Here is a 24,768-nt window from a genome sequence, read left to right on the forward strand (position 1 = left end):
TCCCTGTCCGCAACCAATTCCCCGCCGCCGTTCCCGGCCGGCCGACCGGAGCTCGTCCGGCGGCCCGCATCCAGCCCATCCCGCCGGGCCATATGAAGCCCGTCCGGCGATTGAGGACAAGACGTCCACCAGGACGGGCCTCACCTCTCGGACCGGCCCGCCCGCAGGTTCCCTCCCGGTCCCCAGCCCTGCCGGGCCATATCAAGCCCGTCCGGCGATTGAGGACAAAGCGGCCCCCGGCCCGCCCGCCGCCCTACGCGACCGCCACCCCGCTACGCGACACCGGCACCGCACCCGGCACCGCACCCGGCACACCCTCCGTACCCCCCACCCGCACATCCGCCAGCCCCAACTTCCGCGCCGCGTCCAGCAACTGCTGGACCTGACCGGCCGGGGCCCCCGAAGACGCCCCCATCATCCGCATCAGCAACGCCGACACCGTGAGGTTCTGCACGTCGCCCGTGGACACCGACCCCAGGACCCGAGTGAGGTCGTCCGTGAACGACGAGTCCCCCTTCAGCCATCCCCCGGCCAGCGCCTGCGCGGTCTGGGAGTTCTCCACGAACCCGTCGATGCTCTTGCCGAGCGAGATCGACGACACCAGCCGGTCGAAGAAGACCGAGTCGCCGCCGACGATGTCGATGTCCGCGTTCTCCAGCCCCGTAGCCAGCACCGTGGCCTGCGCCTCCGCCACCTGCCGCTGGACCTCCAGCCCCGCGAGCCGGATCTCCTTCTCCGCCTCCAGCCGCAGCCGGTACTCCTCGTGCCCCCGCGACGCGTCGTCCAGCGCCGCCATCGCGGCCGCCTTCTCCGTCAGCCCCGCCGCCTCGGCCTTCAGCTTCTCGCCGATCATCGCCGCGTCCGCCGTCGCCTGCGCCTGCGTACCCTCCGCGACCGCGAGTGCCTTGAAGCGAGCGCCCTCCGCCTCGGCACGCAGCCGCGCACCCGTCGCCTCCGCCTCCGCGCGCCCGGCCTTCTCGATGACGTCGGCGTTCGCGTCGCGGACCTGGACCTCCGCCAGCCCGGCCGCTGCCGACTCCGCCTGAATGCCCTCCGCGAGCCGCAGCTTCGCCTTCGAGTCCATGTCGGCCGTCTTCAGCCGGGCCTCCGCCAACGTCAGCTGCTCAGCGGCCAGATGCGTCGCCGACACCTCCGCGGCCTCCGCCGCCTTGATGTCCTTGACCAGCTTCTCCTGCGCCTCCGCCTCGGCCGCGATGATGACCGCCCTGCGATGGCGCTCCGACTCCTCGACCGCCCGCAGGGTCAGGATCGACTCCTCCTGCTCCGCGACCGTTCGGTCCACCGCGATCCGCTCCCGGATGACGTCGGCGACCTCGCGGCGCTCGGACTCGACCTCCTTCATCGCGGCGATCCGGTTCAGCTCGGTCTCGCGCTCGCGACCGATGACCTCCAGCATCCGGTCCTTCTCGATGCGCTCGTTCTCGACCGCGATGACCCGCTCACGGTTCTTCTGCGCGACGGCGATCTCCCGGGCCTGGTTCTCGCGCTGGATGCCCAGCTGCTCCTCGGTCCTGATGAACGCCCCCTGCGAGCCGAGCCGTTCCTCCTCCTGGACCCGCGCCGTCGCGGCCTCCTCACGTGCCCGCAGCGACTCCACCTCGCGACGCTGCTTGATCTCCGCCTCGGCCTGCCGGCGCTCCAGCTCCAGGATCGTCTCCCGGGCGTCGACGTCCTGCCGGGTGATCTCCTTCTGCTCGGTGCGCTGGAACTCGTTGGTGCGCACGTGCTCGATCGCCGTCAGCTCGGTGATCTTCCGGATGCCCTGGGCGTCCAGGATGTTGGCGCTGTCGAGCTGCACCATCGGTGTCTGCTCGAGGAAGTCGATCGCCGCGTCGTCGAGGTGGTACCCGTTCAGGTCGGTGCCGATGACCCGGATGATCCGGTCCCGGAACTCCTCGCGCTTGGTGTAGAGGTCGACGAAGTCGAGCTGCTTGCCGACCGTCTTGAGCGCCTCGGAGAACTTCGCGGCGAAGAACTCCTGGATCGCCACCTTGTCGCTCGCCCGCTGCGTACCGATCGCCTGGGCGACCTTCACGACGTCCTCGGACGTCTTGTTCACCCGGACGAAGAAGTTGATGTGGATGTCGGCGCGGATGTTGTCCTGACAGATCAGCCCTTCGCGCCCGGTGCGGCGGATCTCGATGGTCTTCACCGAGATGTCCATGACCTCGGCCTTGTGCAGCACCGGAAGGACGACGGCCCCGGTGAAGGTGACGTCCACCTTCTTGGTCTTGGAAATGATCAGCGCCTGGCCCTGCTCCACCTTGCGGAACAGACGGGTCACGACGAAGAGGAGGGCAAGGGTGATGAGCAGGACAACGGCGACGAGCACGCCGATGCCCAAGGAGATGGAATCCATGACAGTCCTTGGCGGCTGGTGAGGAGAAGAAGAGGGAGGAGGGCGTCCGGTGAGCGGTCAGCCGGTGGTACGCGGCAGCTCTCGTGGCCCCGGATCGAGCGCGGTGTCGTAGGGCGAGACCCAGAAGAACTCGCCGTCGTCGTCGTACGCGTAGAGGAGCCCCGCGCCGCCCGCGACGAGTGGCTGTCCGGCGTCGTGCGCCGGAAGTGGTGGGTGCGGGCGCAGACGCCGGACCTGCACGACGGCGGTCGAACCGTCAGCAGCCGCGACCTCGGCCTGCCCGAAGTCGGCAGTGACGGTTCCGGTGCGGATCGTGCAGACCTGCCCGAGGAAGTCCTGCCGGGAGGGCGGTGACTGTGCTGGGAAGCGTCGGCGGAACAGGCGTACCAGCGTCCGTACCGTGCCCCAGGAGAGCAGCAGCGCTCCGGCCGGTACGGCGACGGAGAGCACGGCCCTCGTACCGCCGGTGGCGGCGCTGCGGTGCAGCAGTACGGAGCCGGTGAGGCTGGTGAACCAGGCGACGAGGACCAGCAGGGACACCGAAACGGTGACCGGCACCCCGGCGATCCCGGCCGACTCGGCATCGATGTCGGTGTCGAAGGCGTCGTGACCTGCGGCTCCGGCCAGTACCAGCAGCCAGTAGCACACGACGACGACCAGGGCGGCACCGAAGAGAACGGCAGGGAACGCGACTGCGGCAGTCAGGAATTCGGTCATCGTCCACCCCCTGCGTCCTGTGCTCCGTGTCCGGTACGGGAGGGAGGCAGCCGGCTGCCGCGTCACCGCGAACGGCTTGCGGCAGCCGGGCCGTCCCCCGTGCCCCCCGTGTGTTCCCCCGTGCGTTCCCCCGTGTGGTGCTGACCGAAGAGTGACAGCCGGTACCGTTTCACCGCACTGCCGGAATCCGGCAATCTTTACGCATCGCTGATGCCGGGCACCGGCAGCCGTCCGGAGGCGTTGAGGAAGCGTCGGAGACGTAGCAGGACGGGGGAGGGGTACACGTGCCGGATCCGGAGATTCCCGGAGGGTTCCTCGGGGACTACGCCCGCATATTGGGCGAAGTCGCCGCGACGGGGCGCCGGTTGACCCGCGAGGAGTTGGAGGTCCGCCGCGCCCTCGGCCGCGAGGCCGCCGAGGCCGGCCATCAGCTGCGCGCCCTGGTGGCCATGCATCTGGCGCAGACCCGCACCGCCTGGCCGCAGGCCGCGACCGCGGCGCCGGCCACGGCCGATTCCGTCCTGGCGGCCGTGGAGCAGGCGGTCGACGCCTTCGCCGAGGGCTTCGAGCGCGCCCAGCGACTCACCGTGCGGCGTGAGGAGGCGGCGCGGCGGGAGTTCATCGACGACCTGTTGTACGGGCGCAGCGACCTGGGCCGCCTCGCCGAGCGGGCCACCCGTTTCGGGCTGCGGCTCTCGCGCGCCCATGCGGTGGCCGTGGCGGCGGGCCCGGAGGCGTACACCGAGACGGACGCGGTGCCGCGGCATGTGGAATCCGCGCTGCTGGCCCGCTTCGGCAGCCGGAAGATCCTGCTGACCACGAAGGACGGGCGGCTGGTCTGTATCGCTCCCGGCAGCCAGCCGGACGTCCTGCGCTACTTCGCCAAGCAGGCCCACGCGGCCACGGACGGTGGTCAGGTCGCGGTGGGCCGCCCGCACCAGGGGCCCGGTGGTGTCGTCCACTCGTACGACGAAGCGCTCGACGCCCTCGACCTGGCACGGCGGATGGGGCTCGAAGAGCCGGTGCTGTACGCGTCCGAGCTGCTGGTCTACCCGGTGCTGACCCGCGACCGGGAGGCGATGGCCGACCTGGTGCGCAGTGAGCTCGGCCCGCTGCAGAAGGCGAGGGGTGGCGCGGAACCACTGCTGAAGACGCTCTCGGTGTACTTCGACGCGGGCTGCGTCGCGGCCGAGACGGCCCGCCGACTGGCGCTGAGCGTAAGGGCCCTGACGTACCGGCTGGAGCGCATCCGCCAGCTGACCGGCTCGGACCCCTCCGACCCGGTGCACCGGTACACGCTCCAGACCGCGGTGATCGGCGCCCGTCTCCTGGACTGGCCGGCCAATGAGCTCTGAGAGGAAGGTGGCCGGGGGCGCCCGAGGGGGTGTGTGCGCCCCCGGCCTGTGCCGGGCGTGGGGCCGATGGCCGGTCGGTCCGCGGTCATCCGGCGGTCCGCGGTCATCCGGCGGTCCGCGGTCATCCGGCGGTCCGCGGTCATCCGGCGGTCTGCGGTGCCGGAGTCCTTGTCCGGGCCTGAGTGGGGCCGTCTACAGGTCGAACTCGTGCGGCGGCAGGTCGAGCGCGAAGCACGCCTCGCGGACGACGGCCCGCTCCGAGGCGTCGAAGTCGCCGTCGGCACCGCCGATGATGATGCCGATCTGGATGACCGCACGCGCCTCGGCGGGCTTCTTCTTCGCCTTGGCGATCTCCTGGAGCACGCTGACCTTGCCGAACGCGAAGTCCGCGGTGAGCTGGTCGACGTACGTGTTGAAGCGCCGCTGGAGGTCGTCCGCCGGGAAGTTCTTGAGCACGTCGTTCGACGTGATCAGCGCGGCGACGCGCTGCCGCTCGGGCGGGTCGATGGAACCGTCGGCGGCGGCGACCAGTGCGCACATGGCCATGCTCGCGTCGCGGAACGCCCCGCTCTTGAGGTCGTTCTTCTTCGCCTCCAGCTGCGTTTGCATCGTCGACGCGGATTCCTTGATCCGATCCCACAGGGCCATGCCGTCTCCATAGGTTGCGTTGGACGAACTGCGCGGTTCCCATCGAACTCTACAGACCTGTAGAGACAAACGGGCGAACGCCACGCGGCCCCGGACGGGTTCACGTCCCGTTGCTCACCCTGCCGCGTTCCCGCCGCCCGCCCCGTGCCCTCCAGGGCCGGGACACACCCGTGCCCGGCCGGGGAACCCCTCGGCCGGGCACGGGTGGTGGTGCGTGCGCTGTCAGTCGGTGATGTCGATCTTTCCGTCGGTCCTGGGGTCCGCGGCCTGGGCCGGGACCTCCGGGGCCGGGGCCGTGCGGTTCTTCAGGTTCTCCAGGAGGGCGCCGAGGTCGACACCCGTCGTGGAGTTGAGGAGTTCGATTCCCTGCGCCACGTTGTCCGTGACCGTGCGGGCCAGCTGGCTGGCGCCGTCCGTGGAGATGACCGTCAGCTTGTCGATCGCGCTCAGCGGCTCGGAAGCCTTCGCGACGACCGTCGGCAGGACCTCGACCAGCATCTGGAGTACCGCCGCGTCCCCGTACCGGGCGAACGCGTCGGCCTTCTTGTGCATGGCCTCCGCCTCCGCCGCGCCCCTGGCCGCGATCGCCGCGGCGTCCGCCTCGCCCTCGATGCGTACCGCGTCGGCCAGGGCCGAGCGGTGCAGCTTCTCGCCCTGACCGGTCAGACGGGAGCGCTCCGCGTCCGCTTCGGCTTCCTTCACCTGGGCGACGCGGCGGGCCTCCGCCTCCTGCTCGGCCTGGTAGCGGGCCGCGTCCGCGGGCTTACGGACCTTGGTGTCCAACTCGCGGTCGGTCAGGGCCGCCTGGCGCTCGGCCACCTTCTCCTGCTCCTGGAGCACTTCCTGCTGGCGTGCGGCCTCGGCAAGCGGGCCGGCCGCGTTGGCCTTGGCGGCCGCCGCTTCCGTCTCGGCCTTGATCTCCGCCTGCTTCAGGTAGTACGTCCGCTCGGCGATGGCGATTTCCTCGGCCGCCTTCAGGCGGGCCTGCTCCGACGCACGGCGCGCGATGGCCTCCGCGATGTCGGCCTCCTGCTTGGCACGCGCCGCCTCGGGCCGGCCGAGGTCTTCGAGGTACGAGCCCTCGGTGGTGATGTCCTGGATCTGGAAGGCGTCCAGGATCAGCCCCTGCCCGGAGAGGCTGGCCTCGGCCTCCTCGGCGACCTGGCTCGCGAAGGCGGCACGGTCGCGGATGATGTCCTCGACCGACATCCGGCCCACGATGGCGCGCAGTGCGCCGGACAGCACTTCCTGGGTGAAGCCGACGATGCCGTCCTGCTGCTGGAGGAAACGCTGGGCGGCGGCCCGGATCGCGTCCTCGCTGCCGCCGACCTTGACGATCGCGACGCCTTCCAGGTTCGACTTCACGCCGCGCAGGGTGACCGCACCGCGCACGGCGATCGGGATGTGGCGGCTGGAGAGGTCCAGGGTGAACTTCTGCTGGACGAACGGCACGACGAAGACGCCGCCACCGACGACGACCTTCTGGCCGCTGTTGTCGATGCTGGTGGCGCCGGTGACCGGATCGGTCGACCTCTTGCCGCGCCGACCGGTGATGATGAACGCCTCGCTGGGCCCGGCCACCTTGTAGCGGGTGATCACTACGAGGCCGAGGAGTACGACGAGTACGACGATGCCGATGACGGCAATCAGGACTGGGCTCATGAGAAGGGTCCCCCCTGCCTCCCGACGAGGGGGACGGCAGATCGTTTTTTCGGTCGAACAGTCAGTGGTGGACGGTCAGACGGTGGTCAGCGTTCCACCGGGCGTACCTGGACCGAGGTGGTCGACAGTGCGGCCTCCACCCAGATCTCGGCGCCCCGTTCGACGGGTTGCGGGCTCTTCGCGGCGAACTTCACGGTCTGGCCCGCCAGTCGCAGCAGCACCTCGCCGTACCCCCCGGCCGGAATCGGCGTGACGACTGATCCCGAGGTGCCGATCAGATCGTCCTCGCGCGGCGTGGGGGTCGTCTGGTCCCGCATGAGGGCCCGGCTGAGCTTCCAGGTCACCCACGCGGCGGCGATGCCGGCGGCGACGCCGGCCGCGGTGGCCGCGACCGCGCCGAGGCCGGTCGTGCCCAGGACGATCGCGCCGCCGAAGCCGAGCATCGAGAGGAAGCCCGCGATGACCGGCAGCGAGAGGAAGCCGTCGAGCAGGCCGTCCAGTACGCCGCCGAACAGCCCTTCGAGGATCCCGTCGAAGATCAGGGAGAGCGCGAGAAGAGCAATTCCCGCAATGCCGAGACCAAGAAAGAAGGTCACGCGATCACTCCCCGGTTTTTCGATCTTCTCGACGTATCCCGACATCTACCGTCGAACTGGCTGGATGATCCCATACGTCGAGGGCCCGTCACACTGCCGGGTCCCGGCAGTCTTTACGCGACTTTGATGCCGGACAGACGACCGGCGAGGGTGTCCAGCGACTGGAAGGTCGCCCCGAACAGGGCCACGTGCTTCCATCGCAGATCCCCGTCAGGACCCACCAGGAAGATCGCCCGCCGCACGCCGATGCCGGGTGCGGAAACCCCGTAGGCCTTGGCGATCTCGCGTCCCTCGTCGGCAAGCAGCGGCATCCGCAGCCCGTGTGCGCGGGCGAACGCCTCATGGCTGTCCACACCCTGTGGACTGATTCCCCAGACCTCGGCGTCGAGTCCCTCGAATGTCTCGAACCCGGAAGAGTAGGAGCAGAGCTGCTTCGTACAGACCGGAGTGTTGTCTCCCGGATAGAAAGCGAGGACGACGGCCCGCCCGCGCGCCTTCGAGAGCGTGAAATCGCTGCGCTCGAAAGCGTCGTCGGTGAGAATTCCGCCGGGCAGGGTGAAGTCCTGGACCAGCTGTCCGAGTTGAGGTCCCGATGCCATGATGGCTCCCTTGGTTGCCGTACGTGGACGCATGCGTGCCCCGTACCGTGAACGTATGGCAAACCACCCACCCCTGGCTGCGGTACTCCTCCTGCACGGTGGCCGTGAGGCAGGCACCGGGCCGCCTCCCTTCGGCCCGCTGAATCTGCCGGCGGTCCGGATGCGCCCCTTCCGGCAGGCCGTCACGAAGGCCACGCTCCCGGCGGGTGTCCTCGTGCGCAGCGTCCGCTACACCTGCCGCGGCTGGAACGGGCCCCGCGAAGACCCCCTCCACGACGCCGTACGCGCCCTCGACGCCCTTCGGCACGAGGCCGGTGACGTGCCCGTGGTGCTCGTGGGTCACTCCATGGGCGGCCGCGCCGCCCTCCGCGCCGCCGGGCACCCTCTCGTACGCGCAGTGGTCGGCCTCGCCCCTTGGTGCCCGCCCGAGGACCCGGTCGAGCAACTCGGGGATCGTGACGTCGTCCTGCTCCACGGCAGCCACGACCGCGTCACGAGCCCCCGCTCCAGCCGGGCCCTGGTCGGCCGGGCGCGCGGTGCGGGAGCCCGGACCTGCCTCGTCACGGTCGAGGGCGGTGACCACGCGATGCTGCGCCGCGCCCCGCTCTGGCACGAGCTGACGGCTGCCCTGGTCACCGGACTACTCGGTCGGAACGCCCTGCCGGACGCCGTCTCCGCCGCGCTCCGGCTGCCCCCGGACGCCGACTCGGCTCAGGGCGCGTTCGGTATGGACGCACTGCCGCGCCCGTACGCCGTGGCGCGCACGGAGGCGCGTTCGTAGACCTCCGGGTCCGGTACGCGGGCCGGCACTCGGACCACACGTCCTGCCTCGAACTAGGCGCCCTTCGGGGCGTAGTGGCTCAGGAACATGTCGACGCCGCTCGTGATCAGACGGTCCGTGGCGGTGTCGTCGACGGCGGTCCCGTACGAGCTGAAGACCAGGTGCGGGAAGACGAGCAGCGCGTAGAGCTGCACGATCGCCGTCTCCAGGTCCGGGATGTCCAGACGGCCCCGTTCCGTGAGCCGGCGCAGGGCGTCGGCGACGGCCGGGTGGTGACCCTCGGGGCCGTGGCCCTGCCAGGCGGTCCCCAGTTCGGGGAAACGGTGCTGCTCGGCGGCGACCAGGTTGCGGAGGGCGGCGACGTCCGTGTTGCCGCGTACCGCCGCCACCCAGGCGCGGGCCGCGTCGACGAAGGCCGTGCGGAGGTCGGCGGCGTCGGCCAGGCCGGTGAGCGCTGCCGTGGGCGCGCCGCCGAGCGGTTCGTCCAGGGCGCCCGTGATGACGGCCGTGAACAGGGCTTCCTTGCTGCCGAAGTGGTTGTAGACCGTCACCTTCGATACGCCCGCCTCGGCGGCGATGACGTCCATGCCCACGCCGAAACCCTCACGGAGGAACGCCGTGCGGGCGGCTCCGACGATGGCCAGGCGCTTCGCTTCGGCGCGGGGTCCGGCGGGGGGCTGCTTGGCGTTCATGGGGACAGGCTAGCAGCGAGTTGAACTGTACAGTTGAGTTCAAATGAACTGCACCGTACAGTTCATTCCATGAGTCGTTCCGAGGTTCGTCAAGGCCATTCCCCTGCCCGTCCCGACGCGCATCCGCACCCTGACCACCCCGCCGTCCCACGGCGCTGGGCCGTCCTCGCACTGATCTGCGCCGGCCAGTTCATGCTGGTGCTCGACGTGACCGTGGTGAACGTCGCGCTGCCCGGCATGGCCGCCGATCTGCACCTCGGCCGCACCACGCTGACCTGGGTCGTCACCGCGTACACCCTCTGTTTCGGCGGCCTGATGCTGCTCGGCGGACGGCTCGCCGACGCGCTCGGGGCGCGGCGGGTGCTGGTCGCGGGGCTGGCCGTCTTCACCGCCGCCTCGCTGGCCACCGGGCTCGCGGACAGCGCCGCGCTGCTGATCGGCGGCCGGATCGCGCAAGGCGTCGGGGCCGCGCTGCTGTCACCCGCCGCGCTGTCGCTCGTCACCACCACGTTCCACGGCGAGGAGCGCAACAAGGCGCTCGGCGTGTGGGCCATGATCGGCGGTACCGGTTCGGCGATCGGGGTGCTGCTCGGCGGTGCGCTGACCGCGGGGCCGGGCTGGCAGTGGGTGTTCTACGTCAACGTTCCCGTGGGCCTGGCGCTGCTGGTGGCCGTCCCTCTCCTCGTCCCGGCCCGTGCACCGCAGCCGGCCCGGCTCGATGTGCCCGGCGCGCTTCTGGTCACCGCCGGTACCGGTGCGCTGATCTACGGGCTGGTCGAGGCCGGGGACTCCGGCTGGGGCTCGGCGGCGACGCTGCTCCCGCTCGCGGGGGCCGTCGTGCTGTACGTGGGCTTCGCAGGGGTCGAGCGGGTCGCGAAGGCGCCGCTGATGGACCTGCGCATGTTCACACGGCGACCGGTGCTCGCGGGGGCGTTCCTGATGCTGATCGCGACGGCGCTGCTGATCGCGTTCTTCTTCCTCGGTTCCGTCTACCTCCAGCACGGGCGCGGCTTCGGGCCGATGAGGACCGGTCTCGTCTTCCTGCCCGTCGCGCTCGCCGTCGGCGTCGGCGCGCATCTCGGGTCACGGCTCGTCGGGCGGATCGGCAGCCGTACGACCGCTGTGGGCGGGATGGTGACCGCCGCCGCCGGGTGCGTACCCCTGACGTGGCTTTCGGCGGACAGCAGTGTGTACGGGGGGCTGCTTCCCGGGCTCGTCGTGGCCTCGTTCGGGCTGGGCGCGGTGTTCGTGACGGCGACGACGACGGCGCTGGCCATGGTGGACCACCGGGAGGCGGGGCTCGCCTCGGGTGTCGTGAACACCTTTCACGAGGTGGGGGGCTCCATCGGGGTGGCGGTCGTGTCGACGGTCGCCGCGGCGGGGATCGCGGGCGGGAGCGCGGCCATCGGGGCGTTCGGTGACGCGTTCACGGTGTGTGCGGTGGCGGCCGGGGTGAGCGCGGTGGTGGCGCTCGCGCTCGTACCGCAGGGGAAGCCGCAGTTGTCGGGGCCGCACGTGCACTGAGCGGTGGCGGAGCGCCGTGGGAGCAAGCTGGAGGACCTGCTGGAGGAGGTGCTGGACCGGTTCGGGCAGGACGCGGAGGTCGGCATCGCCGTCATGGCCTCCCGGACTTCGCGCTGAGAGCGCCGGGTCCGCCGACGGACGGACGGGCGGGCGTTGTCGGTGGGCGGTGGGAGGATCAAGGGATGGAACCCCTCCTCCTCGCCGATCTCGAAGCTGCCATCAGAAGCAGTTGGGACGCCGACACGACCACTCCCGTTCACCGCCCGCACTGGAATCCCGACAATCCGGCGCGGGACCAGTGCGGGGTGACGGCCATGGTGGTCAACGATCTGCTCGGCGGCGAGCTGATCCGCGGTGAGGTCCGGGTCGACGGCGTACAGACGGACTTCCACTGGTGGAACCGGCTGGGCATGGGCATCGAGATCGACCTCACCCGTGAGCAGTTCGGACCGCAGGAGATCGTGACGGGCGGCACGGTCGTGCCCCGCCCCGCGGAGATCGTGAGGCTCCGCGAGGAGTACGAGCTGCTGCGCGGGCGGGTGCTGGAGCGGCTGCGGGGGCAGGTGCGGCTGCGGGTGTGACGGCTGGGGGAAAAATCACCAGCCCGTCCACAGAAGGTGGTTGACCAGTAGCGCGACCACCGCCTGTGCGGTCAGCCAACCGCGCCGGGCCGTGTCGGGGAGCAGTGCGGCGGCGGGCAGCAGCCAGAGGACGAAGGGCTGCCAGATCCGTTCCGTCTCCGCCTTGCTCATGCCGGAGAGGTCCGCGACGAGCAGGGCCAGGAGCGCCGCCAGGGCGAGGAGACCCAGTCGCTGTGCCGCGTCCGCCGGGTCCCGGCCGGTCCCGCTGCCCGGGCGCAGGGTGCGTACGGCGCCGGGGGCCGCGGACAGCGCGCGGCGCAGGCCCGCGACGGTGGCGAGGCCGGCGGCGAGGGTGGTGCAGGCGAGGTTCGCCCAGACCCAGTAGCCGTACGGGCGGACGCCGCCCGCGCCTTGGTAGTAGCGCTCGACGAGCAGGTGGTAGGCGTCCCACCAGTTGAAGCCCGCCAGGGTGAAGGCGAGCGGGACGACCGACGCACCCAGCAGGAACGGGACGAGCGGGCGTGCTGTCCGGGCGAGTGCGAGGACGGCGAGCAGAAGCACCGCGATCAGCGTCAGCCCGTACGACAGGTAGCAGGTCAGGCCGAACAGCAGCCCGGAGACGAGTGCCGGAGCCCAGATGCCTTTCGCCCCGCCGCCCGTCGCGCCGCCGGCCATTGCGCCACGGCATCCGCGCCGCGTCGCCGCCAGTGCCAGGAAGGTCACCGACCAGGCGGCGACCGCCGCGAAGTAGCCGTCGGCCGAGACACCCGCCCACACGGCGACGGGGGCGAGGACGAGGAACGGAGCGGCCCGGCGCGCGAGGTGTTCGTCGCCGAGGGCGCGGAGGGTGATCAGGACGGCCACCGAGGCGGACACGGCGAGCAGGAGACACCACAGGGCGGCCCAGGCGCCGCCGCCGAGCCCGATGCGGTCCAGGCCGACGAAGGTCAGCGTGGCGCCCGGCGGGTGCCCGGCGACATGGGCCGGCCAGTTGCCCGGGGGGCCGATCAGGATGTGGTCGTCGAAGCCGCGCAACGCGGCGCCGATGTCGTCGAACCGGTCGATGACCCGCAGATACTCGTGCTTCGTGGTGAGGCGGCGTGCGACGCCACGCTCCCAGCCGTCGATGAGTGCCAGCGACAGCGTCCAGGCGAGAGACGCCGTCCAGGCGGTGAGGAGCAGACCCCGCCACGGCAGCCGCGCGGCGAGGACCGGCCCGTACGCGATGACGGCCACGGCCACCACGACGGCGGCCGGGGTGCCGGGGCCCACGTGCGGATCCCATGAGGCCAGCAGCGGTGGCCACTGCACTCTGAGACTCCCGTTGGCGTGCTGGATCGCGCGTCCGACGAGCACGGCCACCGTGACGAGCAGGACGCCCGCCCCGGCGGCGAGCAGATCGCGGAGCCGCCCGTAGCGGTCATCGGGGCTGAGCGGGGCCTCGGATTTCAGCGGGTTCTCGGTTTTCAGCGGGTTCTCGGTCTTCACGCTCGCACGGTATGCAGGCGGGGACGGCTTGCGGCGGTGCCACGGGGTGACGTCAGACTTTTGTCAGGAGTCGCAGCAGCCCCGGCTCCCCGTACCGGACATAGCGTCGGAGCATGGACGCCAGACGCCGGATCCGTACGCTGCCCAGACCTCTGCCCAGACCTCTGCCCAGATCCCTGCCCAGACCCCTGCGCGGCGCCTTGACCACCCCCGCCGACCCCGGGTTCTGGCGCAGCCCGGTACGCGGGGTCCGCTTCACGGCGGTGCTCGGAGTCGTCCTGCTCGCCGGACTCACGCTGCTGTTCGTGACCGGGCTGCTGTCGTACGCCGCCTACAACCCGGACCTGGCGGCGGTCAACGACAAGACGCCGGGCAAGGGATGGCTCGGGTTCTATCTCTTCGACTGGCCGACCGGCCCCGTGTGGCTGTACCGCCTGAACCAGGGGCTGCACGTCACCGTCGGCATCGCGCTCGTACCCGTCCTGCTGGCGAAACTGTGGTCGGTGATCCCGAAGCTCTTCACCCTGCCGCCCGTCCGGTCCATGGCTCACGCGCTGGAGCGGATCTCGCTGCTGCTGCTCGTGGGTGGCGCGTTGTTCGAGTTCCTCACCGGGCTGCTCAACATCCAGCTGGAGTACGTGTTTCCGGGGTCCTTCTATCCGCTGCACTTCTACGGGGGATGGGTGTTCTTCGCCGCGTTCCTCGCCCACACCGCGCTGAAACTCCCCCAGGCCGTACGGGCGCTGCGCGGCGGTGTCCTGCGCGAGGGCGTCCTCCCGGCGGACCGGGACGAACCGGCGCCACCCGGCCCCGCCCCGGCGACCGTCACCCGGCGCGGCGCTCTGGCCGTGGTGGGCGCGGGGTCCCTGCTGATGCTCGCCACGTCGGCGGGACGGAGCTTCGACGGACCGCTCCGCGCCACCGCGCTCCTCACCCCGAGGGGCGGCGCGGAACCCGGCCGGGGTCCCAACGGCTTCCAGATCAACAAGACCGCCGCGTACGCCGGTGTCACCCGGGCCGATACGGGCGAGGGCTGGGCGCTCACCGTCAGCGGGCCGGCCGGTGAGATCCGGCTGTCCCGCGACCGACTGCTCGCGATGGACCAGTACAGCGCCGCCCTGCCGATCGCCTGTGTGGAGGGCTGGTCGACATCGGACCAGTGGTGGCGTGGGGTACGGCTGCGGGATCTCGCGGCGCTCGCCGGATACCCGGCGGACCGGCCGCCGGACGTCCTGGTGGAGTCCGTGCAGCGGCGTGGCTCCTTCCGCCGGGTGGCACTCCGCGACAACCAGGTACGCGACCCCCGCTCACTGCTCGCCCTGCGGGTCAACGGCGAGGATCTGTCGCCCGATCACGGATATCCGGCGCGGATCATCGTGCCGGCGGCGCCGGGCGTGATGAACACCAAATGGGTGGGCCGGCTGACCTTCGGAGAGCTGCGATGAGTACGCGGGCGGAGCGGCCCGGGCCGCGAAGGGGAGTCTGGCAGCGGTGGTACGGGGACGGGCCGCTGCATCTCCTGCTGCTGGCCGCCACGTTCTGCCTCGCGGGGTACGCGGGCGTGCGGCTGCTGGACGGCGACACGGTCGGCATCGTCCTGTGGTTCGCCGGCGCGGCACTCGTGCACGACCTGGTGTTCGTACCGGCGTACTCCCTGGTGGACCGGTCCGTGCGCCGGGTGCTCGGCCCGTGGTCCGGGCGGATCAACTTCGTACGCGTACCGGCCCTGCTCTCCGGTCTGCTCCTGCTGACGTGGTTCCCGCTGATCACCCGGCAGACAGAACGCTACGAGTCCGCGAGCGGGCTTTCCCCCGACGTGTTCCTGGGGAACTGGCTGCTGATCACGGGCGGGCTGTTCGCGGCGTCGGCGCTCTGGTTCGTGGTCCGCGCCGTGCTGCTGAGACGCAGGGACACGAAGGGGCGGCCGCCCGTCTCCCACTGATCGACGGGCTGCCAGTGGGGCGGGCGGGCGTACCGGAGCAGGGCGGGTGTGGAGAGGCGGGCCCAGGGGAAGAGCGCCTCGGTGGCTGCGCCCGACCGCGTACCGCCTGCCGCTGTGCCCGCTCCCGATCCCGCTCCCGCTCCCGCTCCTGCCCCTGCCCCTGTCTCCGTCCCTGTCTCCGCCCCCGTCCCGCCGCGTCCGTCGTCCAGCCGGACCAGGACCCGTTCGTCGATGTCCTGGGCCGTGGTCTCGGCGATGAGGAGGCCGCCCGGCGCGAGGAGTTCGGCGGCCCGGTGAAGGAGCGCGTGCGGATCGCCGCCGATGCCGATGTTGCCGTCGATGAGCAGAACCGTTCCCCAACGGCCCTCGCCGGGCAGCGGATCGAAGACACTGCGGTGCAGAGCCGAGCCGCCGAGGCGCAGAGTGCGGGCGACGGCCGCCTCGCTCACATCGATGCCCAGCGCGCGGTGTCCGTGCGCGGCGAGTTCCGCGACGAGGCGGCCGGGTCCGCAGCCGACGTCCAGGACCGGGCCCTCGCAGCGGCGCAGCGCCGACAGGTCCGCCGTGTCGGCGTCCGCGCACCAGCGCTCGACGTCCAGGGGCAGCAGCCAGCCGTCCGTGCGCCGCAGGAACAGCGGACCGTGGCCGTTGCGCAAGGCGTTCGCGTACGGATCGGTGGCCCAGGGGGCAGGGGTGAGTGCCGGGTGCGCCGTATCCGTCGGGGCGTTCATCGGGCCGCTGCCGGGGTCAGCCGGGCGAACGCGGCGGCGAACGCGCCGTCCGGTGCGGCGGCGGCTACGTGGCCGGCGTCCCGCGCCGTGTCCACGTCGCGGAGTCGCGGCAGGTCGCGCACGGTGAGTCCCGCGTCCACGAGGCGGCGGCGCTGGACCGCGCCGGTCTCCGGGACGGACATCGGTACGCCGAGCAGCAGGCCGGGATCGGGGGTGGCGAGGCCCAGCGCCCAGAATCCGCCGTCGTCGGCCGGTCCGAACCAGGCGTCGCAGTGGTCCCAGCCGTCCGGGGCGAGGGCGCCGGCCAGGTGGACGGCACCGGCCTGCGGGGTGTCCATACCGAGGAGGAGCGTGGGGCCGGTGCAGCCGGCGAACGCGGCGGCGAGCCGTTCGTCGAGGCCACCCGTGCTCTGCGGGACCACGTCGATGCCTGGCGGCAGCCACGGTCCCGGCCGCCCGTCGAGGACGACGACCCGGCGCCGGGCGGGGAGGGCGAGGACGGTGCGCAGCGTGTCGGCGAGGGCGGCCTCGGCGAGCTGGGCCGCTTCGACAGGGCTGAAGGGGGGACAGAGACGGGTCTTGACCCGTCCGGGGACGGGTTCCTTGGCGATGACCAGGAGCGTGGTGGGGCCGGTGGGGCCGGTAGGGTGAGTGGTCCGGCTCATCGCGTCGCCTCCGTGTGTACGGTCACCGAGCGGCCCGGTGGCTGCTGCCGCAGCACCGCCCGCATATCGCGCACCGCGTGCCAGGTGCCCCGCCAGGTGCCGGTCACCTTCGACTTTCCGGTGCGGGGGAGGTACGGGACGTCCCTCTCCGCGACGCGCAGTCCGGCGTCGGAGGCCCGCACCACCATCTGGAGCGGGTAGCCGCTGCGGCGGTCGGTGAGCGCGAGGGCGAGCAGGTCGGTGCGGCGGGCGGCCCGCATCGGGCCGAGGTCGTGCAGGCGCAGACCCGTGCGGCGGCGCAGCATCCGGGCCAGCGCCAGATTGCCGGCCCGTGCGTGCGGCGGCCAGGCGCCCTTGCCCTCGGGGCGGCGGCGGCCCAGCAGCAGGTCGGCCTCCCCGCCGGCGATCCCCCGTACGAAGGAGGGGAGCAGAGCCGGATCGAGTGAGCCGTCGCAGTCGCAGAAGCAGACGTACTCCGCGGTGGCCGCGAGCAGCCCGGCGTGACAGGCCGCGCCGAAACCACGCCGCGGCTCGTGGACCACCGTCGCGCCGAGCGAGCGGGCCAGCCCGGCGGAGCCGTCCGTGGAACCGTTGTCGACGACGATCGCGCGCCAGCCCGGCGGGATGCGTGACAGCACGCCGGGCAGAGCGGCCGCCTCGTCGAGGCAGGGCAGGACGACGTCGGCGCGGGGGACTGCGGAGCTGTGCGGTGAGGAGTCGGTCACGCTGTTCACCCTACGGAGCAGAATCCGGCATTTCGGGCGTCAGGATCTTACGAAACGTGGACATCGGCCAACCGGGGCACTCTGTGGAGGCCCGCGCCGCGCCGGCAGGTGCCAAGGTGGGAGCCATGCTGACCACCCCACCGACCGCCCGTCCCGATGCCCCGGCCGGGTGGGTGCTCGTCGTGGACGACGACCCGACCGTGGCCGAGGTCGTCGCCGGCTATCTGGACCGGGCGGGTTACGGGGTCGAGCGGGCCGACGACGGGCCTTGCGCACTGGAGCGGTTCGCCGTGCGGCGGCCCGATCTGGTCGTCCTGGACCTGATGCTGCCCGGCATGGACGGCTTCGAGGTCTGCCGCCGGATGCGTGCGCGGGGGCCGGTACCGGTCATCATGCTCACGGCGCGGGGCGACGAGGACGACCGCGTCCTCGGCCTGGAGACGGGGGCGGACGACTACGTCACCAAGCCGTTCAGCCCGCGCGAGCTCGTCCTGCGCGTCGACTCCGTACTGCGCCGGTCCCGAACCGCGACCGGGCCGGACGCCGGAAGGCCGCCGGCGCCGTTCGGCGGCGCCGGGCTCGTCCTCGACCCGGCGGCGCGCAGCGCGACGCGCGACGGCGCCGTGCTCGCCCTGACGCTCCGCGAGTTCGACCTGCTGGCGTACCTCCTGCGCCACCCGGGCCAGGTGTTCACGCGTGAGGAGCTGATGCGGGAGGTCTGGGGCTGGGACTTCGGCGACCTGTCGACGGTGACGGTCCACGTACGGCGCCTGCGCGGCAAGGTCGAGGCGGATCCGGCCCGGCCCCGTCTGATCCGCACGGTGTGGGGGGTGGGCTACCGCCTCGATCTCCAGGGCGGTAGCGCCCCCGACGCGGGGAGCGGGACGCCGTGAACGACATCCTGCTCATCGCGCTCTTCGCCTTCATGGGCGCCGCCGCCGCGGGCCTGCTGGGCGCGCTCGTCCTGCGGATCTTCCGGCACCGTTCCCTCGTCGTCTCGCTGACGGTCGTCGCGGCGGTCGCCGTGACGGCGATGCTCGCGGGGACGCTCGCGGTGGCCTGGGCGATGTTCCTCTCGCCGCACGACCTGACGGTCGTCACGACCGTGGTGGCCATGGCCGCGGTGGTCTCCCTCGCGACGGCGATGCTGCTGGGCCGCTGGGTGGCGGCGCGGAGCCGTGACCTGACGCTGGCGGCGCGCTCCTTCGGGGACGGCGGTACGTTCGCGGCCCCCGAGGGCGAGGTGACGGCCGAACTGGCCGCCCTCACCAGGGAGTTGGCGGCCACCAGTGCCAAGCTGGACAGTTCCCGGGAGCGGGAACGTGCCCTGGAGACCTCACGGCGTGAACTCGTGGCGTGGATCTCGCACGATCTGCGGACGCCGCTGGCGGGACTGCGGGCGATGTCGGAGGCGCTGGAGGACGGGATGGCGCCGGACCCGGCGCGCTATCTGCGGCAGATCCGTACGGAGGTGGAGCGGATGAACGACATGGTCGGCGACCTCTTCGAGCTGTCCCGTATCCACGCCGGGTCGCTGACGCTGACCCCCGCGCGCGTCTCCGTGTACGACCTGGTCGGGGACGCCCTCGCGGGTGCGCATCCGCTGGCGCGTGAACACGGTGTACGGCTGGTGGGTGACCGGATCGACTCGGTGCCGGTGGAGGTGGACAGCAGGGAGATGAGCCGGGTCCTGGGCAACCTCCTGATCAACGCGATCCGCCGCACGCCGGCCGACGGCACGGTGGCGGTCGCGGCCCAGCGGTGCGAGGGCGGGGTGATGCTCTCGGTGACCGACGGGTGCGGGGGGATTCCGGAGGAGGACCTGCCCCGGGTCTTCGACACGGGCTGGCGCGGCACGCACGCCCGGACCCCACCGGCGGGCGCGGGCCTGGGCCTGGCGATCGTGCGCGGCATCGTGGAGGCGCACGCGGGGCGTGCGGCGGTACGGAACGTGGTGGGCGGCTGCCGCTTCGAGGTGACGCTGCCGGTGTCCCCGGGCTGAGGCCCGCTCCCCCGTCCTCGGACGGCGAGGGCTCGTCCTCAGACGGCGGACGGGCTCGGAACGCCCCGCAGACCCGCCGCGGCGAACTCCTTCATGCCCGCCTTGAAGCCGACCTCCGGCCGCCACCCCAGCTCTCCGCGCAGCCGGGCCGAGTCCGCCGTGATGTGGCGTACGTCCCCGAGGCGGTACTCCCCGGTGACCACCGGAGCCGGCCCGCCGTGGGCCGAGGCGAGTGCGGCGGCCATCTCGCCGATCGTGTGCGGCTCCCCGCTCCCCGTGTTGTACGCGGTGAAGGAACCCGGTGCCCGCTCCGGCAGGGCTTCCAGGGCCCTGACGTCCGCCGCCGCCACATCCCGTACATGGACGAAGTCCCGCCGCTGCCTGCCGTCCTCGAAGACCCGGGGCGCCTCACCCCGGGCCAGCGCCGAGCGGAAGAAGGAGGCGACCCCGGCGTACGGGGTGTCGCGCGGCATCCCCGGGCCGTACACGTTGTGGTAGCGCAGCGACACCGCACGGCCGCCCGTCGACCGTGCCCACGCCGCCGCCAGATGCTCCTGGGCGAGCTTCGTCGTCGCGTACACGTTCCGCGGATCCGCTGGAGCGTCCTCCGGGACGAGGCCGGGCACGAGATCCGCCCCGCAGGAAGGGCAGAGGGGTTCGAAGCGGCCGGCGGCCAGATCGGCCTCCGCCCTGGGGCCGGGCCGCACCTTCCCGTGCCGGGGGCAGTCGTACCGGCCCTCGCCGTAGACCACCATCGACCCGGCGAGCACCAGACCCCGTACGCCCGCCGCCGCCATACCGGCGAGCAGCACCGCCGTGCCGAGGTCGTTGCACCCCACATACGCGGGCGCGTCCGCGAAGTCCTTGCCCAGCCCGACCATCGCCGCCTGGTGGCACACGGCGTCGATCCCGGCCAGCGCCCCGGCCACCGCCTCCCGGTCCCGTACGTCGGCGACGACCGACCGGACGCCGTCGGGGACCGCGGGCGCTGAACCCCCCATGTGCGCCGACGGCAGCAGGGCGTCCAGCACGACCGCCTCATGCCCGGACGCGACGAGGGCCCGGACGATCTCCGACCCGATGAACCCGGCTCCGCCGGTGACCAGTACGCGCATGAACGCCACGCTAGGCCCGGCGGGACCGTACGGCCCGGCTCGGCGCACCCGTGTCACCGGAACGTAAGACCCCGGCACGGGTACCGGGTCCGGACAGGGGTGTAGCCCTTCACGACGGGGGATGCGTGAAGGGCTACGCCCGCATTATGGCCCCACGCCAGGCGCGCATCCAACTGACCAACCGGTCAGTCGGGAGCGCGTCCCGTGCACGCGAGCCGGCCCCTGAGCGGTACGCCCGTCGATGCCGCGTGCCGCTTCGCCGCCCCGAGGATCAGCTCCGAGAAGCCCTGCGTGTCAACGGGGAGCTGCGGCGTCCAGGGACCGGCAGCTGAATATCTGCATTGGCCGACATAGAATATTGCCAGCCGGCGGGGGAAATTACCGAAGGGGCGGCCGCAGTTTTATGCCCGCGACCCGAGTGACATGGCCTACAGTCCCGATCCCGGCGAATCGTGCTACTGTTGATCTCAGTTGCAGTTGTGGTTCCCAAAACTTCAAGTGCTCTCGCCGGTTCTATATCGGTGGGCGCGCTTTTGTATTTCCGGGTCTTTTCCGGAAGGGGCAATCATTTGCGGCGACGTAGGGCTCGCACAGTGTGAGCTCACGGGCACTGCCCCGAAGGAGATATGACATGGCTACTGGCACCGTGAAGTGGTTCAACGCGGAAAAGGGTTTCGGCTTCATCGAGCAGGAGGGTGGCGGCGCTGACGTCTTCGCTCACTACTCGAACATCGCCTCTTCCGGCTTCCGCGAGCTGCAGGAAGGCCAGAAGGTGAACTTCGACGTCACGCAGGGCCAGAAGGGCCCGCAGGCGGAGAACATCACCCCCGCCTGATCACCTCAGGCGTATGGCGCAGCTGGGGCCCGCACCTTGGGGTGCGGGCCCCAGCTCGTTGTTGTTTTCGGGGCCCGGCGACGAGCCCCCGCAGGACCGAGTACCATGCTCCACCCCGCACGTACCACATCTTGACCGATCCATGACCGATACCTGAGCGACTCCCCGGTGACTTGTTCCGGATGCATGTCGGTCATGTCGAAGCAGTCAATCTGAAGCAGTCAATCTGAAGCGCCGGATACGGCTTGTTCCCAGCGGCCGCGCTTTATTTTTCGTATTTCATCGGCTCGTTCTTGCGATTCTTGGCGCCGCTCAGGCTGCTGCTGCCCGATAGAGAATCCCTCGATACGCGCCATATCGAGGAAGGTTCTGCATGAACCGCGATCGCACAGCTCGTACGAACGACCGATTTTCCCGGACTCGCGCAGGCGGTCCGTCCGCAGGCAGCAGTCGCACCGCCAACGGGTTCCGCTCGGCTCCTTCGAGCCGTCAGGGAGGCTCCTCCCAGGGCCGTTCCGGTGGTGGCTCGGGCCGCTCCGGTGGCTACGGCGGCCGTCGGCCCGCAGGGCTCAAGGGCGAGTTCGCCCTGCCGGTGACCATCACCCCGGCGCTGCCCGCGGTCGAGGCCTTCGGTGACCTGGAGATGCCCGCACCGCTGATGGCGGCGCTCGTCGCCGAGGGCATGTCGGTGCCGTTCCCGATCCAGGCAGCCACCCTGCCGAACTCGCTCGCCGGACGCGACGTCCTGGGCCGTGGCCGTACCGGCTCCGGCAAGACGCTCGCCTTCGGTCTGGCCCTGCTGGCCCGTACCGAGGGCCGCCGCGCCGACGCCCGCCGTCCGCTGGCCCTGGTCCTCGTCCCCACCCGGGAACTGGCCCAGCAGGTCACCGACGCGCTCACCCCCTACGCCCGGTCCCTGAAGCTGCGCATCGCGACCGTCGTCGGCGGCATGTCGATCGGCCGCCAGGCCAGCGCCCTGCGCGGTGGCGCCGAAGTCGTCGTCGCCACCCCGGGCCGGCTGAAGGACCTCATCGAGCGCGGCGACTGCCGCCTCGACCGTGTCACCATCACCGTCCTCGACGAGGCCGACCAGATGGCCGACATGGGCTTCATGCCCCAGGTCACCGAGCTGCTCGACCAGGTGAGCCCCGACGGGCAGCGGATGCTGTTCTCGGCCACCCTCGACCGCAACGTCGACCTGCTCGTCCGTCGCTACCTCAACGACCCGGTCGTCCACTCGGTCGACCCCGCGGCCGGTGCGGTGACGACGATGGAGCACCACGTGCTCTACGTCCAGGGCGCCGACAAGTACGCCACGACGACCGAGATCGCGGCCCGCGAGGGCCGGGTGATCATGTTCCTGGACACGAAGCACGCCGTGGACAAGCTCACCGATCACCTGCTTTCCAGCGGTGTACGGGCCGCGGCCCTGCACGGCGGCAAGTCCCAGCCGCAGCGCACCCGCACCCTTGACCGGTTCAAGACCGGGCACGTGACGGTGCTCGTCGCCACCAACGTCGCCGCTCGCGGCATCCACGTCGACAACCTCGACCTCGTCGTGAACGTCGACCCGCCGAGCGACCACAAGGACTACCTGCACCGCGGCGGCCGTACCGCCCGTGCCGGTGAGTCCGGCAGTGTCGTCACGCTGGTGCTGCCCAACCAGCGCCGCGAGATGACCCGGCTGATGGCGGACGCCGGCATCACCCCGCAGATCGCACAGGTCCGCTCCGGCGAGGCCGAGCTGAGCCGGATCACCGGTGCCCAGACCCCGTCCGGTGTCCCGGTCACCATCACCTCACCGCCGTCCGAGCGGTCCAGGAGCGGTGGTTTCGCCGGCCGCGGCCGTCGCAGCCGCCCCGCGCAGGGACGCCGCCCGGGCGCACCCGCGGCGGAAGCACGTACCGCGGCGCCGCAGCGCCGCACCGACCGGGCTGCGTGAACCCGAACCGGTAAGTCCCCGTCCGGCCGTCCCCACCACCTTGTTGAGGCACTATGCGCTGTGTCATCGCCCGCTTCCCCTTCGATCTGTTCAAGAACGAAGTCGAGGATTCGATGAAGGGCATCAAGCCCGAACCCGTCACCGGTGACGCGGTGGTCATCAGCCGCCGGGTCTACCCCGTCAAGCAGGTCGGCGAGGTGATCACCCGGCAGGACCGTCGTGACTTCTCCTCCTCCGAGGTCACCCGGGCGCTGACGCGCCTCGGTTTCACCTGCCGTTCGGCCGCGGTGCCCGCCCCCGCGGTGCCCCTCACCCCGATGGAGAACGCGTCGGCGCTGCTCGGCACGCCGGACCCGGTCTGAGCCCTGGTCCGCGCGCGTAGCTCGTCACTCGCGTAGAACGCACCGCACCCCTGTGCCCGTGGTCCGGGCCCAGGGGTGCGGTGCGTTCTACGTGACAGCCGTTCCGCCGGTCGACGCAGACAACTGGCGCTCATCGAGAACAGGGCCACTGTCACCGGCTGAGGCGACCGTCCGTACGGACGAGAGGTCAGGGCGCGGGCTTCGGCGCGGGCTTCAGGGCCCAGTTCATCCGGGGCTCCACGATGATGCGGAACACCCGCCGTACGGGTGAGGTGCACAGCAGCGTCACCATCACCGCGGCGGCCACCGTCACCGCTACCCGGCCGAGCGGGGTCTGCAGGAACGCGTGGTCGTAGAAGTCCTCGTACGTCGCGGTCCTGATGACGAAGCCGTGCAGCAGATATCCGTAGATCGTGCCCGCGCCGAGCGCGCTCATCCACAGCTTCCCGGTCGGCACCCAGGCGAGGAAGCACGCGCTGAGCACCACGGCTGCCGCGAACAGCAGAAGCGTCATCGCGGCCCCCGCCCAGACGGGCGAGGCCAGCTCCTCGGCGCTCTGGCGCCGGTAGAACCACCGGGTCGAGATGCGCGGGACCGCCCAGTAGGCGACGAGCAGCGCCACGGCGCAGACCGGCAGGGACAGGATCCGTGCCATGGGGCGGCGCACCAGGTCGAAGTGGTGCGGGCGCAGCCGCAGACCGAGCACGTAGAACGGCAGGAACTGCAGTACGCGCTGGAGCTGGAGGTCGCCGCCGATGCCGTTCATCATCGACGCCATGGCCGCGATGGCCACGGACACGGCCACCGGCCGGCGGATCACCTGCCAGATCGGGGTGGTCAGCCGCCAGATGAACAGCGCGGGCAGGAACCAGAGCAGCCAGTACGGGTCGACGATCGTCAGCGGCTGGGAGGGGCGCTCCACCAGGCGCTCGAACACGGTGTACGCGACTTCGAAGATGACGTACGGCACCAGGAGCTGGGTGACCAGCTTCCACACCCGCTCCGGCCGCAGGTCGAAGCTGCGGGAGAAGTAGCCGGCGATCACGATGAAGACCGGCATGTGGAAGGTGTAGACGAAGGTGTAGAGCGCCTCGACCACGCGCCCGCTGCCGGGCAGGGGTTCCCAGGCGTGGCCCATCGCCACCAGGACGATCGCCAGATATTTGGCGTTGTCGAAGAACGGGTCGCGGCCGGGGCGGGCACCGGCCGCCGCTGTCCCGGCTTCCGCTGGGGCCTGGCTCGGTGTCTGCGAGGTCAAGGAGGTCACGCCGACACCCTAGTGACCGCCGCGAGCGAGGTTTCCGGTGCGTGGGGGCGGGCGGTGCGGCCGACGCTTCTTGCGTGGGCGTTTTGTGGGGTTTTCTTGCGTGTATGAGCGATGGAGTACCCGGAGACCTTCGCCCTCCGGTGGCATACGCGAGCAGTG

At 71.4% G+C, this 24,768-nt stretch carries 23 protein-coding genes; 10 read left to right on the top strand and 13 right to left on the bottom strand.

Features of this window, described 5'->3' with window-relative positions; translation table 11 throughout:
* Positions 1 to 253: 253 nt before the first annotated feature.
* Both F0344_RS18380 and F0344_RS18385 read right to left on the bottom strand, forming a co-directional pair.
* Entirely contained in the window at positions 254 to 2,380 is a 2,127-nt protein-coding gene (locus F0344_RS18380) for a flotillin family protein (RefSeq protein ID WP_185299822.1), read from the bottom strand.
* 57 nt (positions 2,381 to 2,437) lie between these two features.
* Positions 2,438 to 3,097 (bottom strand): hypothetical protein, encoded by a 660-nt coding sequence (locus tag F0344_RS18385; protein ID WP_185299823.1) that lies wholly within the window; start codon positions 3,095 to 3,097, stop codon positions 2,438 to 2,440.
* 284 nt (positions 3,098 to 3,381) lie between these two features.
* On the opposite strand from F0344_RS18385, the gene F0344_RS18390 reads away from it, so the two are divergent.
* A complete protein-coding gene (locus F0344_RS18390) occupies positions 3,382 to 4,452 on the top strand; it encodes a PucR family transcriptional regulator (RefSeq protein ID WP_185299824.1) in 1,071 nt (356 codons plus the stop codon).
* 192 nt (positions 4,453 to 4,644) lie between these two features.
* Here F0344_RS18390 and F0344_RS18395 read toward each other — a convergent pair whose 3' ends face one another.
* The 4 genes from F0344_RS18395 to F0344_RS18410 all read right to left on the bottom strand — a co-directional run bounded on the left by F0344_RS18395 (position 4,645) and on the right by F0344_RS18410 (position 7,957).
* Positions 4,645 to 5,100, bottom strand: a complete 456-nt coding sequence (locus tag F0344_RS18395) for a tellurite resistance TerB family protein (RefSeq protein WP_185299825.1) — start codon at positions 5,098 to 5,100, stop codon at positions 4,645 to 4,647.
* A gap of 222 nt (positions 5,101 to 5,322) precedes the next feature.
* On the bottom strand, positions 5,323 to 6,762 hold the full coding sequence (locus F0344_RS18400) for a flotillin family protein (protein ID WP_185299826.1): 1,440 nt from the start codon (positions 6,760 to 6,762) through the stop codon (positions 5,323 to 5,325).
* Between the two features lie 86 nt (positions 6,763 to 6,848).
* Positions 6,849 to 7,358, bottom strand: coding sequence for an NfeD family protein (locus F0344_RS18405; protein WP_185299827.1), 510 nt, complete (start codon positions 7,356 to 7,358; stop codon positions 6,849 to 6,851).
* A gap of 113 nt (positions 7,359 to 7,471) precedes the next feature.
* A complete protein-coding gene (locus F0344_RS18410; RefSeq protein ID WP_185299828.1) occupies positions 7,472 to 7,957 on the bottom strand; it encodes a peroxiredoxin in 486 nt (161 codons plus the stop codon).
* Positions 7,958 to 8,012: 55 nt separating this feature from the next.
* On the opposite strand from F0344_RS18410, the gene F0344_RS18415 reads away from it, so the two are divergent.
* Entirely contained in the window at positions 8,013 to 8,738 is a 726-nt protein-coding gene (locus F0344_RS18415; RefSeq protein WP_185299829.1) for a dienelactone hydrolase family protein, read from the top strand.
* 53 nt (positions 8,739 to 8,791) lie between these two features.
* On the opposite strand, the gene F0344_RS18420 is transcribed toward F0344_RS18415, so the two are convergent.
* Positions 8,792 to 9,430, bottom strand: a complete 639-nt coding sequence (locus tag F0344_RS18420; protein ID WP_185299830.1) for a TetR/AcrR family transcriptional regulator — start codon at positions 9,428 to 9,430, stop codon at positions 8,792 to 8,794.
* 69 nt (positions 9,431 to 9,499) lie between these two features.
* On the opposite strand from F0344_RS18420, the gene F0344_RS18425 reads away from it, so the two are divergent.
* Both F0344_RS18425 and F0344_RS18430 read left to right on the top strand, forming a co-directional pair.
* Positions 9,500 to 10,954: an MFS transporter gene (locus tag F0344_RS18425; protein ID WP_185299831.1), complete on the top strand. Its 1,455-nt coding sequence runs from the start codon at positions 9,500 to 9,502 to the stop codon at positions 10,952 to 10,954.
* A 182-nt stretch (positions 10,955 to 11,136) separates the two neighbouring features.
* Positions 11,137 to 11,535, top strand: coding sequence for a YunG family protein (locus F0344_RS18430; RefSeq protein ID WP_185299832.1), 399 nt, complete (start codon positions 11,137 to 11,139; stop codon positions 11,533 to 11,535).
* Positions 11,536 to 11,550: 15 nt separating this feature from the next.
* Here the strand turns inward: F0344_RS18430 and F0344_RS18435 are convergent, their stop codons facing one another.
* On the bottom strand, positions 11,551 to 13,023 hold the full coding sequence (locus F0344_RS18435) for a hypothetical protein (protein WP_374940101.1): 1,473 nt from the start codon (positions 13,021 to 13,023) through the stop codon (positions 11,551 to 11,553).
* Positions 13,024 to 13,136: 113 nt separating this feature from the next.
* Between F0344_RS18435 and F0344_RS18440 the strand changes: the two genes are divergently transcribed.
* Positions 13,137 to 14,468, top strand: a complete 1,332-nt coding sequence (locus tag F0344_RS18440) for a molybdopterin-dependent oxidoreductase (protein ID WP_185299833.1) — start codon at positions 13,137 to 13,139, stop codon at positions 14,466 to 14,468.
* Between the two features lie 340 nt (positions 14,469 to 14,808).
* Here the strand turns inward: F0344_RS18440 and F0344_RS18445 are convergent, their stop codons facing one another.
* Genes F0344_RS18445 through F0344_RS18455 form a run of 3 tightly spaced genes read right to left on the bottom strand, consistent with a single transcriptional unit; the run spans position 14,809 to position 17,086 of the window.
* The gene (locus F0344_RS18445) at positions 14,809 to 15,696 is read right to left on the bottom strand and encodes a class I SAM-dependent methyltransferase (RefSeq protein WP_185299834.1); all 888 of its coding nucleotides are present in this window, start codon (positions 15,694 to 15,696) and stop codon (positions 14,809 to 14,811) included.
* Complete coding sequence (locus F0344_RS18450; protein WP_185299835.1) at positions 15,693 to 16,361, bottom strand: TIGR04282 family arsenosugar biosynthesis glycosyltransferase; 669 nt, start codon at positions 16,359 to 16,361, stop codon at positions 15,693 to 15,695. Before F0344_RS18450 ends, F0344_RS18445 begins: the two co-directional genes overlap by 4 nt.
* Positions 16,358 to 17,086, bottom strand: a complete 729-nt coding sequence (locus F0344_RS18455; protein WP_185299836.1) for a glycosyltransferase family 2 protein — start codon at positions 17,084 to 17,086, stop codon at positions 16,358 to 16,360. The genes F0344_RS18450 and F0344_RS18455 overlap by 4 nt, the downstream gene beginning before the upstream one ends.
* Positions 17,087 to 17,211: 125 nt before the next feature.
* Here F0344_RS18455 and F0344_RS18460 point away from each other — a divergent pair, with 125 nt between their 5' ends.
* Positions 17,212 to 17,979 carry a response regulator transcription factor gene (locus tag F0344_RS18460; RefSeq protein WP_185299837.1) on the top strand — a complete coding sequence of 256 codons (768 nt, stop codon included), beginning with the start codon at positions 17,212 to 17,214 and terminating at the stop codon, positions 17,977 to 17,979.
* Positions 17,976 to 19,088, top strand: coding sequence for a sensor histidine kinase (locus F0344_RS18465; protein ID WP_185299838.1), 1,113 nt, complete (start codon positions 17,976 to 17,978; stop codon positions 19,086 to 19,088). The genes F0344_RS18460 and F0344_RS18465 overlap by 4 nt, the downstream gene beginning before the upstream one ends.
* Before the next feature lie 38 nt (positions 19,089 to 19,126).
* On the opposite strand, the gene F0344_RS18470 is transcribed toward F0344_RS18465, so the two are convergent.
* Positions 19,127 to 20,203, bottom strand: a complete 1,077-nt coding sequence (locus F0344_RS18470; RefSeq protein WP_185299839.1) for an NAD-dependent epimerase/dehydratase family protein — start codon at positions 20,201 to 20,203, stop codon at positions 19,127 to 19,129.
* 631 nt (positions 20,204 to 20,834) lie between these two features.
* Here F0344_RS18470 and F0344_RS18475 point away from each other — a divergent pair.
* The 3 genes from F0344_RS18475 to F0344_RS18485 all read left to right on the top strand — a co-directional run bounded on the left by F0344_RS18475 (position 20,835) and on the right by F0344_RS18485 (position 23,342).
* Complete coding sequence (locus tag F0344_RS18475) at positions 20,835 to 21,038, top strand: cold-shock protein (RefSeq protein ID WP_151476148.1); 204 nt, start codon at positions 20,835 to 20,837, stop codon at positions 21,036 to 21,038.
* A gap of 373 nt (positions 21,039 to 21,411) precedes the next feature.
* The gene (locus F0344_RS18480) at positions 21,412 to 22,980 is read left to right on the top strand and encodes a DEAD/DEAH box helicase (RefSeq protein ID WP_185299840.1); all 1,569 of its coding nucleotides are present in this window, start codon (positions 21,412 to 21,414) and stop codon (positions 22,978 to 22,980) included.
* Between the two features lie 53 nt (positions 22,981 to 23,033).
* Complete coding sequence (locus F0344_RS18485; protein ID WP_185299841.1) at positions 23,034 to 23,342, top strand: SCO5918 family protein; 309 nt, start codon at positions 23,034 to 23,036, stop codon at positions 23,340 to 23,342.
* Positions 23,343 to 23,529: 187 nt separating this feature from the next.
* Here the strand turns inward: F0344_RS18485 and F0344_RS18490 are convergent, their stop codons facing one another.
* A complete protein-coding gene (locus F0344_RS18490; RefSeq protein ID WP_185299842.1) occupies positions 23,530 to 24,609 on the bottom strand; it encodes an acyltransferase family protein in 1,080 nt (359 codons plus the stop codon).
* Between the last annotated feature and the right edge of the window lie 159 nt (positions 24,610 to 24,768).

This window comes from Streptomyces finlayi, assembly GCF_014216315.1.
Classification (GTDB): domain Bacteria; phylum Actinomycetota; class Actinomycetes; order Streptomycetales; family Streptomycetaceae; genus Streptomyces; species Streptomyces finlayi_A.